The sequence below is a fragment of the Amycolatopsis acididurans genome (assembly GCF_012328925.1).
GTDB classification, from domain to species: Bacteria; Actinomycetota; Actinomycetes; order Mycobacteriales; family Pseudonocardiaceae; genus Amycolatopsis_E; species Amycolatopsis_E acididurans.
Window position 1 is genome coordinate 35,119 of the sequence record NZ_JAAXLS010000006.1, and the last position, 14,625, is coordinate 49,743.

16 protein-coding genes are annotated in these 14,625 nt (G+C 69.5%); 8 read left to right on the forward strand and 8 right to left on the reverse strand.

The window, feature by feature from the left end; genetic code table 11:
- Positions 1-154 precede the first annotated feature (154 nt).
- Complete coding sequence (locus tag HFP15_RS11870) at positions 155-955, reverse strand: glycoside hydrolase family 16 protein (protein WP_168514650.1); 801 nt, start codon at positions 953-955, stop codon at positions 155-157.
- 139 nt (positions 956-1,094) lie between these two features.
- Here HFP15_RS11870 and HFP15_RS11875 point away from each other — a divergent pair, with 139 nt between their 5' ends.
- From HFP15_RS11875 to HFP15_RS11890, 4 genes are all read left to right on the forward strand, one after another.
- Positions 1,095-1,853, forward strand: coding sequence for a sulfite exporter TauE/SafE family protein (locus HFP15_RS11875; RefSeq protein WP_168514652.1), 759 nt, complete (start codon positions 1,095-1,097; stop codon positions 1,851-1,853).
- A 97-nt stretch (positions 1,854-1,950) separates the two neighbouring features.
- A complete protein-coding gene (locus tag HFP15_RS11880) occupies positions 1,951-4,197 on the forward strand; it encodes a xanthine dehydrogenase family protein molybdopterin-binding subunit (RefSeq protein ID WP_168514654.1) in 2,247 nt (748 codons plus the stop codon).
- On the forward strand, positions 4,194-4,664 hold the full coding sequence (locus HFP15_RS11885; protein WP_168514656.1) for a (2Fe-2S)-binding protein: 471 nt from the start codon (positions 4,194-4,196) through the stop codon (positions 4,662-4,664). The genes HFP15_RS11880 and HFP15_RS11885 overlap by 4 nt, the downstream gene beginning before the upstream one ends.
- Entirely contained in the window at positions 4,661-5,470 is an 810-nt protein-coding gene (locus tag HFP15_RS11890) for an FAD binding domain-containing protein (protein WP_168514658.1), read from the forward strand. The genes HFP15_RS11885 and HFP15_RS11890 overlap by 4 nt, the downstream gene beginning before the upstream one ends.
- Before the next feature lie 65 nt (positions 5,471-5,535).
- Here HFP15_RS11890 and HFP15_RS11895 read toward each other — a convergent pair whose 3' ends face one another.
- Positions 5,536-6,090, reverse strand: coding sequence for a YceI family protein (locus HFP15_RS11895; RefSeq protein WP_168514660.1), 555 nt, complete (start codon positions 6,088-6,090; stop codon positions 5,536-5,538).
- Between the two features lie 145 nt (positions 6,091-6,235).
- On the opposite strand from HFP15_RS11895, the gene HFP15_RS11900 reads away from it, so the two are divergent.
- Positions 6,236-6,637, forward strand: a complete 402-nt coding sequence (locus HFP15_RS11900; protein ID WP_168515069.1) for a MarR family winged helix-turn-helix transcriptional regulator — start codon at positions 6,236-6,238, stop codon at positions 6,635-6,637.
- A 5-nt stretch (positions 6,638-6,642) separates the two neighbouring features.
- On the opposite strand, the gene HFP15_RS11905 is transcribed toward HFP15_RS11900, so the two are convergent.
- On the reverse strand, positions 6,643-7,350 hold the full coding sequence (locus HFP15_RS11905) for a GAF and ANTAR domain-containing protein (RefSeq protein ID WP_168514662.1): 708 nt from the start codon (positions 7,348-7,350) through the stop codon (positions 6,643-6,645).
- A 115-nt stretch (positions 7,351-7,465) separates the two neighbouring features.
- Here HFP15_RS11905 and HFP15_RS11910 point away from each other — a divergent pair, with 115 nt between their 5' ends.
- Entirely contained in the window at positions 7,466-7,906 is a 441-nt protein-coding gene (locus HFP15_RS11910) for a hypothetical protein (protein WP_168514664.1), read from the forward strand.
- Here the strand turns inward: HFP15_RS11910 and HFP15_RS11915 are convergent.
- Positions 7,903-8,523 carry a TetR/AcrR family transcriptional regulator gene (locus HFP15_RS11915; protein ID WP_168514666.1) on the reverse strand — a complete coding sequence of 207 codons (621 nt, stop codon included), beginning with the start codon at positions 8,521-8,523 and terminating at the stop codon, positions 7,903-7,905. The genes HFP15_RS11910 and HFP15_RS11915 overlap by 4 nt on opposite strands.
- Positions 8,524-8,597: 74 nt before the next feature.
- On the opposite strand from HFP15_RS11915, the gene HFP15_RS11920 reads away from it, so the two are divergent.
- A complete protein-coding gene (locus tag HFP15_RS11920) occupies positions 8,598-9,410 on the forward strand; it encodes an oxygenase MpaB family protein (RefSeq protein WP_168514668.1) in 813 nt (270 codons plus the stop codon).
- Here HFP15_RS11920 and HFP15_RS11925 read toward each other — a convergent pair.
- Entirely contained in the window at positions 9,385-10,083 is a 699-nt protein-coding gene (locus HFP15_RS11925; protein WP_168514670.1) for a FadR/GntR family transcriptional regulator, read from the reverse strand. The genes HFP15_RS11920 and HFP15_RS11925 overlap by 26 nt on opposite strands.
- A 107-nt stretch (positions 10,084-10,190) precedes the next feature.
- Between HFP15_RS11925 and HFP15_RS11930 the strand changes: the two genes are divergently transcribed.
- On the forward strand, positions 10,191-11,027 hold the full coding sequence (locus HFP15_RS11930; RefSeq protein WP_246271619.1) for a fumarylacetoacetate hydrolase family protein: 837 nt from the start codon (positions 10,191-10,193) through the stop codon (positions 11,025-11,027).
- Between the two features lies 1 nt (position 11,028).
- Here the strand turns inward: HFP15_RS11930 and HFP15_RS11935 are convergent, their stop codons facing one another.
- The 3 genes from HFP15_RS11935 to HFP15_RS11945 form a co-directional block, all read right to left on the reverse strand.
- Positions 11,029-11,649, reverse strand: a complete 621-nt coding sequence (locus HFP15_RS11935; RefSeq protein WP_168514674.1) for an L-threonylcarbamoyladenylate synthase — start codon at positions 11,647-11,649, stop codon at positions 11,029-11,031.
- Between the two features lie 63 nt (positions 11,650-11,712).
- A complete protein-coding gene (locus HFP15_RS11940; RefSeq protein WP_168514676.1) occupies positions 11,713-12,417 on the reverse strand; it encodes an ANTAR domain-containing protein in 705 nt (234 codons plus the stop codon).
- Between the two features lie 100 nt (positions 12,418-12,517).
- Entirely contained in the window at positions 12,518-14,572 is a 2,055-nt protein-coding gene (locus HFP15_RS11945; protein WP_168514678.1) for an SEL1-like repeat protein, read from the reverse strand.
- Between the last annotated feature and the right edge of the window lie 53 nt (positions 14,573-14,625).

Consider the following 14,625-nt stretch of genomic DNA (forward strand, 5'->3'; position numbering starts at 1 on the left):
CCTGCCCGCCGGCGAGGCATCTTTCGCCGTGCCGGTCCGATGCGAGCCTGCCGGTTTCCTCCCCCGACCCCGATCCGGCGTAGTGCGGCTGGGGATCGGGGTTGGGGGAGGAGCGGGTTGTGGCTTGCTTCGCCCGCCGGGCGTTCGCCCGTCCCTACGCCGTCACGTGCACATAGTCCACGACCAGCTGCTGCGGAAACTGTGTGCTCCCATCCGGCGATCCGGGCCAGTCGCCGCCGACGGCCAGGTCGAGGATCAGGAAGAACGGATGGTCGAACACCCACCGGTTGCCGTTGAGGTCCGCGGGAGTCCTTGTCTGATACAGGTTTCCGTCCACGTACCACTTGATCGAGTCCGGTGCCCAGTCGACGGCGTAGGTGTGGAAGTCGTCGGCGAAGACCGGGCCGTTGTAGGCCGCGCCGATGCCGGCCGAGCCGGAGTAGCCCGGGCCGTGGATGGTGCCGTGCACCGTGCTGGGCTCGCGCCCGATGTTCTCCATGAAGTCGATCTCGCCGCAGGTGGGCCAGCCCGCGCTGCCGATGTCATCCCCCAGTGCCCAGAACGCGGGCCACATGCCCCCTCCGCGCGGCAGCTTCATCCGCGCCTCGAAGTGTCCGTAGGCCTGCGTGAACCTGCCGGCGGTGTTGAGCCGCGCCGAGGTGTAGGTGCACGCGCCGTACCAGCAGGTGTGCCCACCCTCCTGGCGGGCGGTGATCACCAGGTGCCCTTGCCCGTCGAGCGCGGCGTTCTGGGCGCCGGGTGTGTACCACTGCAACTCGTGGTTGTTGACGTTGTCGCCGGTCTCCATCTGCCACTTCGAGGCATCGGCCGCCGCACCCGCCGGACCGTCGAAGTCGTCGGCGAACACCGTCGCGGCCTGGGCCTGCCCGGCCGGTAGAAGGAGGGCGGCCGCGGCGAGCACGGGAACCGCCAGTCTGAACAGTCGGGTCCTCATCGAGAGTCTCCCTTCGTTTGTTGCGACCGCAAACAAACTTAGGAAGGTGATCTTGGACCGGCAAGCGACTTAGGTAGGGATTTTCCTCCCTCGGACCCGCACGCCGGACCGTGCGGCCGAGCGGCGATACTGGGTCCTCGTGAACGTGCCGGCCTTGATCTTCCTTCTCATCGCCGGCGTGGGGGCCGGTCTCACGGGTTCGGTCGCGGGCCTTGCCTCGCTGGTGTCCTATCCCGCACTCCTGGCCGTCGGCCTGCCGCCGATCTCGGCCAACGTCACCAACACGCTCGCGCTGCTCGGCACCACCGTCGGCGCAGCCGCGGGTTCACGCCCGGAGTTGGCCGGGCAGCGCGGGCAGCTCAAGCGGCTGTGCCTGATCACCGGTATCGGTGGCGCCTGCGGAGCCGCGCTGCTGCTGCTGACGCCGGCCGGCGCGTTCACCGCGATCGTGCCCTTTCTGATCGCAGGTGCGTCGATTCTGATGCTCCTCGGTCCGCGCCTACGGAGATTTTCGGCGAATTCGGCCGTATCCGGATTGGGGCCGCTGACCGCGGTCGCGGCTTTCTGCGTCGCGGTGTACGGCGGCTATTTCGGCGCGGCGGCCGGTGTGCTGATGCTCGCACTGCTCTCCACCGTGTGGGCCCAGTCGCTGGCCCGGTCCAACGCCGCCAAGAACATCGCCACCGGCGCCGCGAACCTCATCGCCGCGGTCGTGTTCGCCTTTACCGGCAAGGTGAACTGGCCCGCGATGATCGCGTTGTGCGCGGGTTCGGTGATCGGCTCGTGGATCGGGCCCGCGATCGTCCGCAGGGTGCCGGCGACCCCGCTGCGCATCGTGATCGCGCTCGCCGGGCTCGGGCTCGCGGGCACGCTCGGGTGGCAGGCCTTCGTGTCGTAAAGCCGTATTCCGTGAAACGGAAGAAAGACAACCCCGGGGTATGTTCGGCACTGAGTGAAGGCATGATCTGGCGAGAAAGCCAAAGTTGGAGGCCAGTTTGAGCATCGTTGGCACCCGGGTGGTCCGCATCGAGGACCAGAAGCTGATCACCACGGGCGGGACCTACGTCGACGATCTTCGTGAGGAAGCGCTGACGGGAGCGGTGCACGCCATGTTCGTGCGCAGCCCCATCGCCCACGCGAGGATCACCTCGATCGACACGTCGGAAGCGCTCGAATCGCCGGGGGTGATCGCGGTGTACACCGCCGCGGATCTGGATCTCGTCCCGCGCAAGGTGCCGCCGGTCGTCGAGCCGTGGCTCGCCTCGGACGTGGTGCGCTATGTCGGCGAGCCGGTCGCGCTGGTGCTCGCCGAGCACCGCTACCAGCTTGCCGACGCCGCCGAACTCGTCGACGTCGACTACGACCCGCTCGACGCCGCCGCGAGCATCGACGCGGCGCTGTCCGACGAGTCGGTGCTGTTCCCCGAGCACGGCAGCAACCTCGTGCAGGAGCACGGCGGCCCGCTCGACGAGCACGCGTTCGACGGCTGCGAGGTGGTCGTCACCCAGACGATCGTCAACCAGCGGGTCGCGCCCGCGCCGCTGGAGGTGCGCGGCGCCTCGTGCACGTGGGGCGAGGACGGCAGGCTCGTCGTCTGGCTGTCCACCCAGAACGCCCAGATCGCCCGCACCGCCATCGCGGCGGGGCTCGGCGTGGGCGAGGAGCAGGTCCGCGTGATCACCCCCGACGTCGGCGGCGGGTTCGGTGCCAAGATCGGCTCGGACCCGGAGCCGGTCCTGCTCGGCTGGGCGGCCCGGCGCGCCGGCCGCCCGGTGCGCTGGGTCGAGTCCCGCAGCGAGAACCTCACCTCGATGACGCACGGCCGTGCCCAGCAGAACACCGTCACCATCGGCGGGCGCCGCGACGGCACGATCGAGGTGTTCCGCCTCGACATCATCCAGGACGGGGGTGCCTATCCGCGGGCGATCTTCCTGCCGACATTGACCGAGCTGATGGCCTCGGGCGTCTACCACTTCCCGAAGGTCGAGGCCCGCAGCCGCGCGGTGCTCACCAACACCACGCCGGTCGCCGCCTACCGGGGTGCCGGACGGCCCGAGGCGACGGCGGCGATCGAGCGCGGCCTCGACGTGTTCGCCGCGGAGATCGGGATGGACCCGGCCGAGGTCCGCAAGGTCAACTTCATCCGGCCCGAGGAGTTCCCGTACACGACGCCCACCGGCGCCAGCTACGACACCGGTGAGCACGAGAAGGCACTGAACAAGGTGCTCGAGACGGGCGGCTACGCGGAACTGCGCGCCGAGCAGAAGCGGCGTCGCGAGGCTGGGGACTCCGTCGCGCTCGGCCTCGGCATCGCCAGCTACGTCGAGATCACCGGCGGCGACGGTGGCGGCGAGAGCGGCCGCGTCGACATCAACCCCGACGGCACGGTGACCGCGTACACCGGCAGTTCGCCGCACGGCCAGGGCCTCGCCAGCTCGCTGGCCATGCTGCTGTCGGACCAGCTCGGCGTCCCGATGGACAAGATCACCGTCAAGCACGGCGACACCGACGACGTGCCCAAGGCCGTCGGCACTTTCGGTTCGCGTTCCCTGCAGCTGGGCGGGTCCGCGGTCCGGGAGGCGGCCGACAAGGTCATCGCGCAGGCCCGCGAGATCGCCGCCGACATGCTCGAAGCGGCGCCGGAGGACCTGGAACTCAATGCCGACGAGGGCTTGTGGCAGGTGCGGGGCGCGCCCGCCAGCGGCAGCGTCGGCTGGGCGCAGCTCGCGGCGCGTGCCGAGGAGGGGCAGCTTTCGGCGGACGTGTGGTTCAAGGGCAAGCCGACCTTCCCGTTCGGCGCGCACCTGGCGGTGGTCGAGGTCGACACGCAGACCGGCAAGGTCGAGGTGAAGCGGATCATCGCGGTCGACGACGCAGGCCCCGTCGTCAACCCGCTGGTGTTCCGCGGCCAGCGGCACGGCGGGCTGGGCCAGGGCATCGGGCAGGCGCTGCTGGAGGTCATGAGCTACGACGCCGACGGCAACCCGACCACGGCCACCCTCGCCGACTACTCGTTCGTCACGGCCACCGAGCTGCCGGACTTCGAACTGGTCGACATGGCCACCCCGACCGACCGCAACCTGTTGGGCGTCAAGGGAATCGGCGAGGCCGCGACGATCGGCTCGACACCTGCGGTGCACAACGCGGTGGTCGACGCACTGGCGCACCTGGGCGTGCGCCATCTGGACATGCCCACGACGCCGCTGCGCGTCTGGGAGACTCTGCAGGAGGTCGCGAAGTGAAAATCAGTATGGAGATCAACGGTTCCACGGTCTCCGAGGAGGTCGAGGACCGCACCCTGCTCGTGCATTTCCTGCGGGACAACGTGGGACTGACCGGCACCAACATCGGTTGCGACACCACGTCCTGCGGCGCGTGCACGGTGCTGCTGGACGGCGAGTCGGTGAAGTCGTGCACGGTGCTGGCGGCGCAGGCCGACGGCCATTCGGTCACCACCGTCGAGGGACTGTCCGATCAGGACGATGAGCTGCACCCCGTGCAGCGCGCGTTCCGCGAGCAGCACGGGCTGCAGTGCGGGTTCTGCACGCCGGGCATGATCATGGCCTCGGTGTCGCTGCTGGCGCACAACCCGAAGCCGACGCGTGACGAGGTGCGCGAGGGGCTGGAAGGAAACCTGTGCCGCTGCACGGGTTACCACAACATCGTCAGCGCCGTGATCGACGCGTCGGGACAGGAGGTCGCCCAGTGATCCCGGCCCAGTTCAGCTACCGGCGTGCGTCCACTGTGGACGAGGCGCTGAGTCTGCTTGGCGAGTACGGCGACGACGCGAAGCTGCTCGCCGGCGGGCATTCGCTGCTGCCGCTGATGAAACTGCGCCTCGCGACACCCGAGGTGCTGGTGGACCTCGGGCCGCTCGACGAGCTGCGCTACGTCCGCGTCGAGGGCGACACCGTCGCGATCGGCGCGCTGTCGCGCTACCACGATCTGCAGCAGGACGAGACCCTGCGCACGCACGCGCCGCTGGTGGCGCACGTCGCGGGCGTGGTGGGCGATCAGCAGGTCCGGCACCGCGGCACCATCGGCGGTTCGCTCGCGCACGCCGACGCCGCGGCCGACCTGCCGGCCGCGATTCTGGCCTCGGACGGGGAATTGGTGGTGCGCGGACCGCAGGGGGAGCGGCGGATCCCGGCGGCCGAGTTCTTCCTCGGGCCGTTCACCACACCGCTGGAGCCCGACGAGCTGGTGACCGAGATCCGGGTGCCGGTGAGCACCGGAACCGGTTGGGGCTTCGAGAAGTTCACCCGCCGCGCCATCGACTGGGCGATCGTGGGGGTGGCCGTGGTCGGCAAGTCCGTCGGCCTGATCAACATGGGTGGCACGCCGCTGCGTGCGACGGCCACCGAGCAGGCGCTGGCCTCCGGTGCGTCCGTCGCGGACGCCGCGGCGCTGGCGGCCGAGGGCGCGTCGCCGCTGGACGAGCCGCACGCCTCCGCCGCGTACCGCTCCCACCTGGCCCGGGTGCTCACCGCCCGCGCGCTGGAGCAAGCCGCCTGACAAACCGTGAGGGGCCTCCTCGTGGTGCTGTGCGCCATCAGGGGGTCCCTCACGGGGAGGTGAAGTCACTTCTTGATCGCGGAGACCTCGAACTCGAGGGTGACCTTCTCGCTGACCAGCACGCCGCCGGTCTCCAGCGGGGCGTTCCAGGTGACGCCGAAGTCCTTGCGGTTGATCACGACCGAGCCCTCGAACCCGATGCGGGTGTTGCCGAACGGGTCCTGCGCGGTGCCCTCGTAGGTGAAGGGGATCGTGACCGACTTGGTCACGCCGCGGACGGTGAGGTCACCGGTCACGTCGAACTCGTTGTCCCCGGTCTGCTTGATCGCGGTCGAGGTGAACGTGATCTCCGGGTACTCCTCCATCGCGAGGAAATCGTTGCTGCGCAGGTGACCGTCGCGGTCGGCGTTGCGGGTGTCGATGCTCGCGGCCGTGATCGCGACCGACGCGGCCGACTTCTCCGGGTTGTCGCCGTCGATCGTGGCGGTGCCGCTGAACTCGTTGAACGCGCCGCGCACCTTCGTGACCATCGCGTGCCTGGCGACGAAGCCGATCCGGGTGTGCGCCGGGTCGATCTCGTAGGTGCCGGTCAGCTGTCCGTAGTTCGCCGCAGCAGTCATCGGAAGAACCTCCTTGTTGGGTGACGTGTCATCTATCCTAGCCAACTTGGATGATGCGTCAACTATTCCGGGTATACTCGATCTCGTGACAGGGACCAGGTGGCTCACGGAGGCAGAACAGCGCGCGTGGCGCGGCTACATCGCGATGCAAGCCCAGCTCGCGGCGCAGCTCAATCGTGAGTTACAGGCCGACTCAGAGCTCTCGCACTCCGATTTCGCCGTTCTCGTGCGGCTCACCGACGTCGAGGACGGCCGGGTGCGGATGCGCGAGCTCGCACGCGCGTTGCAGTGGGAGAAGAGCAGGCTGTCGCATCACCTCCGCCGTATGCAGGGGCGCGGGCTCGTCGCGCGCGAGGAGTGCCCGTCGGACGCGCGCGGCGCCTTCATCGTGCTGACCGACGCCGGGCGCGCGGCCATCGAAGCGGCGGCGCCGAAGCATGTGGAAACCGTGCGGCGCCTGGTGTTCGATGCGCTCAGCCCGGAGCAGGTCGACGCGCTGGCAGCCATTTCCGATGCCGTCCTCGCTCGTCTCGCCGAGGCCGCCTGAGCGGTCTAGCGTTTCCCGTTGCCCTCGTTCGCCTCACCGACGAGCCAGGTCGCGACGTCGTGCAGCTTGCGGTTCGTGTGCTGGGAGGCCTGCACCAGCAGGCTGAACGCCTGCTCGTCGGCGATCGAGTGCCGCTCCATCAGAATGCCCTTGGCCATCGAGATGGTGTCGCGGGTGCGCAAGGCGTTGCGCAGCTGCGCCTGACGACGCGCGCCGGCCAGTGCCACCGCGGCGTGCGCGGCGAAGAGGTCCGCCAGCGACTGGGCGTCCTCGTCGAACGCGTGCGGTCGCGTCGAGTAGAGGTTGAGCGCGCCGAGGGTGGTGGACGTGGTGAACAGCCGGATGCCGAGCAGCGAGGACACCCCGAGATCCACCGCCGCGGAGGCGAATTTCGGCCATCGGGTCTCGGAGGCGATATCCGGCACCCGGTAGACCGGCTGTTCGAAGACGGCGTCCACGCACGGGCCCTCGCCGAGTTCGTGTTGCAGCGAGTCCAGCTTCGCGACGATGTCGCTGGTCGGCGCGATCGAATGCATCACGCCGCCCTCCAGCAGGGAAACCCCGGCGTGATCGGTACCGGTGACCGTGGTCGAGGCCGCGACCACGATGTGCCCGACGGTTTTGTCGACGTCGGGTTCGGGCTCCAGGGTGCGCACAACCGAACTGAGAGCCGCGGCGAGCGCGACGTTGTCGGATTCCGTCTGCTCCGTCATGACCCCAGTCTTGCCGACCGGCGAAAAGCCCGCAGGGTTGCGCGGTTTACCGCTGGGCGAAACGGGGTAGCCGCTCGGCAACCGACCGTTGAGCAGCCAGCGGAGGCGACCGAGAATGTCGACGTCACGTGTCCACGGTGAGTACGTCGTGTGGCGACGCCTCACCGCCCTTCCCGATTTGGCCCGCCTCCGCAATTCCCTGTGCGGACTTCTTTTCGACGCGCCCTCGCAGATCGTGGTCAGCGTTGTGCTGTTCCTCGACGAGACCTGTCTCGGCGCGTTCGAGGGCGGGCTGTTCCCCGTCGAGGTGTGCGTGGTGCGCGGCACCGATCCGCATTACCTGCGCATCGACGTCAGCGGCTCGCGTCTGGCGCCGCCGAGCAGGCCCGGTTTCATGGACCTCGAACGCAGCGCGGCGGGCTGGGGTGTCGTCCACGACAGCGAGGGCATGAAGGTGTGGGCCTACCTGACCCTGCCGTTGCCCGCCCCTTCCCGTGAAGCCCCACCCTGGTCTCGCCTCGACGTCTGCCTCCCGGCCAACCCGACCTGGAATTAGACGAGGCCCGACATGCGCACGAAGATGTCGGTGCACATGTCGACCAGGCCGGGTTCGTCCATGTCGAGGGTGCCGTTGAGCCAGGAGGTCAGTGCCTGGGCGAGGCCGCCGACGAGGACCTCCGAGATCAGCTCCAGCCGCGCGCTGGTTTCGATGCCGTAGAACTCCCGTGCCTGCAGGCCGAGCAGTTGCACGAACCAGCGCGTCGATTCGGCGCGTTTGCCGGCCAGGACCGTGGCGGCCAGCGCGGGGGAGAACAGCAGCCGGCCCCGGCGCGGATCCTCGGCGATGTGGCGCACCAGGTTCGCCAGTCCCGCCTGCGTTTTCGCGCGCGCGTCGGGTGGCGCCGCCTGTACGGCGGCCAGCGTCGTCGCGGCGATCTCCTCGATGACCCGGTCGTACACCGCGCGCGCGAGGGCGTCGCGGTCGGCGAAGTTCTCGTAGAAGTAGCGGGCGGCAAGCCCCGCCTCCCGGCACACGCCGCGCACCGTGAGCTCGTGCGGACCCTCGGGCGCCCCGAGCAGGCGCAGCCCGGCCTCGAGCAGCTGCGCGCGCCGCCCGGCCTGCCGGTCTTCGCCCGCGACGCCTCCGTACGTGCGCAGCGACGTGGAATCCATGCCGACCATCTTGACATCTCCCGCCTATCGGCGTTGCATATCTGCTAACAGTTGTGCGCAGAATTGAGGGGACGATGACGACCCAACTCCGCCTTGACGACGCGATGCTCGGGGCCGGCCTGCTGGCCGGTGGCGCGAACGTGATCATGCAGCTGGCGCATCCCGGGGTCGGCTACGGCGTGGTCGAAAGCCGGGTGGAGAGCGGGCGCCTGCACGACCACCCGGTGAAGCGGACCCGCACGACACTGACCTACCTGGCGGTCGCCGTGCTCGGCACCGACGAGGAGAAAAAGGCCTACCGGCGCGCCGTGAACAGGCAGCACGCGCAGGTGCGCTCCACCGAATCGAGCCCGGTCAAGTACAACGCGATGGACCCGGAACTGCAGCTGTGGGTCGCCGCGTGTCTTTACCGTGGATTCGAGGACATCTACCAGGCCATGGTGGGCCCGCTGGATCCGGACGAGCGCGAGGAGGTATACCGGTCCTCGGCCACGCTGGGCACCGCCCTGCAGGTGCGCGAGGACATGTGGCCGCCGACCCGCGCCGCGTTCGAGGAGTACTGGAAGCAGGGGCTGGAGAAGGTCTCGATCGACGACACCGTGCGCGAGCACCTCTACGACGTCGCGACACTGGGCTTCGCGCATCCACTCGTCCGGAAACCGTTGTGGCGCTTCAACCGGTTCGTCACGACCGGATTCCTGCCGCCCCTGTTCCGCGAGCAGATGCGGCTGCCGTGGTCGCCGGGGCGGCAGCGGGTGTTCGACCGGCTGATGCGCGGCATCGGTTTCGTGGCCACGCGTTCCCCGCGCGTCCTGCGCGAGTTCCCGTACAACGCCTACCTGTGGGACTTGCGCCGGCGGATCACGACGGGGCGTCCGCTGGTGTGAGCCGCTGGCTGATCCACTGCTCGACCTCGGTCACGTGCCGCGCGGCGGCGGTGTAGGCGGCGAGGCTGTCGCGGGCCAGCAAGGCCTGGTAGATGCCCAGATGCTGCTGGTGTGTCCACGCCGCCACGTCCTCCTTGACCAGCGCGCGCCACACGCGGGCGCGCGCGGTGCGCTGGGAGATCGACTCGGCGAGCGATTCCAGCGACTTGTTCCCGGTCGCCGCGATGATCGTGGCGTGGAAGTACAGGTCTTCTTCCACGAGCCGTTCGGGATCGGTCATCGTGGCCATCCGCTCGATGCTCCCGTGCAGCGCTTCCAGCGCCTGCTCGCCGATCCGGGTGGCCGCCAGCGCGGTCGCGCCGGGTTCCAGGACGCGGCGGCATTCGAAGAGCTCGCCCAGGTGGGAGTCGTGAGCAAGGTCGAGGAACTGGCCCACGACCCGCATCATCTGGTCCGGCCGCAGGTCGGTCACGAAGGTGCCGTTGCCGCGGCGGATCTCCAGCACACCCGCCATCACGAGCGCGCGTACGGCCTCGCGCAGCGACAGGCGCGACAGGCGCATCTGCTCGGCGAGCACGGCCTCCGGTGGCAGCTTGCTGCCCGGCCCGAACTCGCCGCTCTCGATCCGCTGCCGCAGGCCCTGGATCGCCTCGTCCACGACACCCTGCGTCACGCGTTCCTCCAAGACATCTGATGTATCGACTCTACGACCCTTGTTTTCGACGGGCAAGAGCTCCTATTGTCCATTAGACATCAGATCTCATGGAAGGAACCCGCGTCATGCACATCGTCCGCTTCGCCGACTCGGACGCAACGGTCCACTGTGGACTACTGGTCGACGGGGTGATCCGCGTGCTCGAACAGGACCGGATCGCGGACCTGCTCGCCCTGTCGCTGGCAGAGCTGCGCGTACTGGCCGAAGAGCCGGCGGCCACGCCGGTCGCGGCCGCCGACGTCACACTCCTGCCGCCGCTGGACGGGCGGATGGAGGTGTGGGCCGCCGGCGTGACCTACCACCGCTCCCGCGAGGCGCGGATGGAGGAGAGCGCCGAGCGGTCGGTGTATGAAAAGGTCTACGACGCGCCGCGGCCGGAGCTGTTCTTCAAGGCGGTGCCCTGGCGCGTGGTCACTGACGGGGACGCGGTGCGCGTGCGCCCGGACTCCTCGCTCACCGTGCCCGAACCCGAACTGGGGCTGGTCGTCAACGCCCACGCCGAGATCGTCGGTTACCTCGTGGTCGACGACGTCAGCTCACGCTCGATCGAGGGCGAGAACCCGCTGTATCTGCCGCAGGCGAAGGTGTACGAGGGCAGCTGCGCGGTATCGGCAGGCATCCGTCCGGTGTGGGAGGTGCCCGACGTCAAGGCACTGGAGATCGCCATGACGATCACCCGGGGCGACGAGATCGCGTTCAAGGCGGCGATCTCCACGGCCAGCCTGCACCGGCCGGTCTCGGAGCTGGTGTCGTGCCTGTTCGACGGACAGCCCTATCCCGAAGGGGCGGTGCTCGCGACAGGGACCGGCATCGTGCCCGGAATGGACTTCACGCTCACCCCGGGCGACGTCGTGGACATCGACATCGCCGGGGTCGGCAGGCTGGTCACGCCCGTGCGGTGAGCTACTCGAAGCGCGACGGGTCACCGGCGCCGTAGCGCACGATCACCGGTTCGTCCTCGGAGAAGTCGACCACCGTGGTGGGTTCGGTGCCGCAGTCGCCGGAGTCGATCACCGCATCCAGCACGTGATCGAGCTCGTCCTTGATCTCCCAACCCTGCGTCAGCGGCTCCTCGTGGTCGGGCAGCAGCAGCGTGCTCGACAGCATCGGCTCGCCGAGTTCGGCCAGCAGTGCCTGCGCCACCACGTGGTCGGGGATGCGCACGCCGACGGTCTTCTTCTTGGGGTGCAGCATCCGCCTCGGCACTTCCTTGGTGGCCGGCAGGATGAACGTGTAGCTGCCCGGGGTGGAGGCCTTGATCGCGCGGAACACGGCGTTGTTGATGATGACGAACTGGCCCAGCTGAGCGAAGTCCCGGCACACGATGGTGAAGTGGTGCCGGTCGTCGAGGCGGCGGATCGCGCGGATCCGGTCGATGCCGTCCTTGTTCCCGAGCTGGCAGCCGAGGGCGAAACACGAGTCGGTGGGGTAGGCGATGAGCCCGCCCTCGCGCACGATCCCGGCCACCTGGTCGAGCGCACGCGGTTGCGGATTGTCCGGATGCACGTCGAAGTATTTCGCCATGCCGGGCAGCCTACCCGGCAGGAATTTCCCGCGCCGGAAACGAAACGGGCGGTTCTTGCCGAACTAGTCCAGTGCTTTCACATGTGCCTGGCTGATCACCGACAAGGCGAGGTCGCGGATTTTGACATTGCTGGTCTGGGACAGTTCACGCAGCCGCATGAAGGCCTCGTCGGGGCCGCAGTGGTGGCGCGCCATCAGGATGCCCTTCGCCTGCTCGATCGCGGCGCGCGATTGCAGTGCGCGCTGCAGGTTTTCGGCCTCCTCGCGCAGGTCGACGGCGGCCATCCGCTCCCTGGCCGCGGCCACCGCGAGCATCCGCGCGACCGCGGGCTCCTCGTCGCTTTCGGCACCGAGGAACTGCTCCAGCGCTGTGACGTCCTCGGTGTGATGCAGGATCCCGATCATCTCGCCGGTGCCGTTGCGTAGCGGGGAGTTCACCGAACTCCACAGTCGCTTGACATACGTGCCGTCCCCGGCCGGGGACGGCAGATCGAAACGCTCGATCGGCATGTGGTGGCGCCGTTTCCGGCGCAGCACCCGGCGTAGCGAATCCTCGAGCATCCGCCCGCCCGGGTCCGGGTGCCCCGGAGGCGGCCGGAACGCGTCGAAAAAGTAGCGTCCCAGCAGGTCAGCGCGTTCCCGCTCGACCACGGCCAGATAGGCACGGTTAACCGCGCGGATCGTCAAATTCAAGTCGAGTATCAGATAGGGCGAGATCGTCGCCTGGAAAGCCGGGTTCTTGTCGGTCGATTTGAAAAACTCACCCATCCCGGGCCTCCATAATTATTTCGTGCCACGAGAAATCGTAGAGCGCGGACGGGTCGGGCAAAAGGGGCCGCTGAAAACATGCGGTGGCGGTGTTCACCACCTAAGATCCCGGTTTCGCGTGCTCCGGATGCTCGCGGGCGAAGACTTCCAGTGTCCGCTTCGCCAGTTCGTCCCCGCGATCGGCGGCCCGCCGGTACCACCGTTGCCCCTCGGCGAGATCACCGCGCCGCCAGTACAGGGCGCCGAGGTTGACCTCCGCGGCCAGGTGACCGGCGGCCAGTGCCTGCTGGTACCACTGCTCGGCCTCGTCGTGGTCGCCCCGGTCCTGCAGGATCGCGCCGAGGTTGAGCATCGCCTCCGGCAGCCCGTGGCCCGCCGCGCGCCGGTACCACTGTTCGGCCTCGTCCCGCCGCTCGCGCTGTTCCAGCAATACGGCGAGGCCGAATTCCGCCACTTTCCCGTTCTCGCCGTCGGCGGCGCGTTCGAACCAGCTCTCCGCCGCGTCCAGATCGCCTTCGTTCCACAGTTGCCTGGCCAGATCGAGCGCCGCACCGGTGTCCCCGGTCTCGGCGGCGAGCCTGCGCAGCGCTTCGACGTCCGAGCGCGGCGCGCCGGGATCTCCGGGCTCGGACAGCAGGCCGATCAGCCGCACCGCCGTCGCGTCCCCGGCGAGCGCGACCTTGCGCAAGAGGCCGATACCACGCGGCCGGTCGCCGTGCAGCAGTTCCAGTACGGCCTCCTTGCGCAGCCCGACCGGATCGCCCGACATCGCCGCGCGGTGATAGGACGCGCGTGCCTGCTCGATCCGGCCGGTCTCGGCGAACAGCCCGCCGAGGTTGGTCATGCCCTTGGTGTCCCCGGCGTCGGCGGCACGCCGGTACCAGGCCTCGGCGGCCGCCACGTCGCCGCGGTTCTCCGCCAGCGTGCCCAGGTTGGTCATCGCCCAGCCGTTGCCCGCGCCGGCCGCACGCGTGTACCAATGCTCGGCCGCGGCGTGCTCACCCTGCGCCTGCGCCGCCCAGCCGAGGTTGAACAACGCGAAGGGATCCTCGTGGGCGGCCAGCGTGGTCCACAACGCGACCGCCTCGGTCAGGCGGCCGTAGCGGGCGGCGGCACGGGCGATGCGGAACATCTGGTCGCGGCGAAGTCCCGGCGTCGCGGCGAGTTTGCGCCACACCCGGTCCGGCACCTCCGGCGCGCCGGGGCGCAGTTCGGTCTGGTCGACGAGGTAGCCGAACGCGACGTAGTGGTCCTCGCCCGCGGGCAGCAGGCACGGGCTCGCGCCGTGCACGGGCGCGGTCGCCCACGCCACGGCGTCCGGGACCGTCATCGGCCCGGCGAGATCGATCAGCCAGAGCAGCGGAACCGGGTCCAGGTAGCCGGCGCGGCGCAGATCGACGGCGGCGCTGACGAGTGCGGCGCCCTCTCCGCCCGAACGCCACCGCTGCAGCACCGCGGGCCCGTTCGCGATCTGCTCGCCGAGCCCGGCGGTGGGATCGTCGAGCGCGGCCGCGACCCGGGGATCGGCGCGCAGATCGTGTGCGGCGGCCGCCTCGGCCTCGTCCAGTCGTGCCGCGATCCAGATCGGCTTGGCCCTGGTGAGGATGCGCCGGTTGCGGCTCGTGGTGACGTCGCCGTCGATGCCCAGCGCGTCGCGCGCCTGCCTGCGCAGCGTGGCGATCAGCACGACGTCGCGCCGGTCCGGCGGGCACAGCGCGCCCAGCACGTCGTCGTCGAGGCTGTCGGTGGACAGGAACCGTTCGAGATCGTCCAGCCACACCACGGTCCGCTCGGGCGGAGTCCGCGCCAGCTCACGCAGTTCGGCGGCGTCGCGGGGGATCACCACCGCGCGCAGACCGAGGCGCGCGGCGTTGCGGCGCACGGCCTGCGCCGCCGACCGGGTCTTCCCGGCGGCGGAATCACCCTGCACCAGGACGAGCCCGCCGCGGGCGAGTGCGCGGTCCAGCCGCGCGTCCACATTGCGCGGCACGTACGGCGGCAGCGGCGGCGCGCCGGGCACGGTCCACGCCGGATGGACGCCGAGGATCGTCTCGTCCAGCTCGTCGATGCGCAGGGTCCGCGCGTGGCCCGGTTTCCGGCGTCCCCTGAGCGCGCCGAACAGGCGCCTGGCTCTGCTTCCGGAATCGAACGACATCGCGGCTACTTTCCCACAGCCCGGTGTCATCCGGGATGCCCGTCCGGCAACGG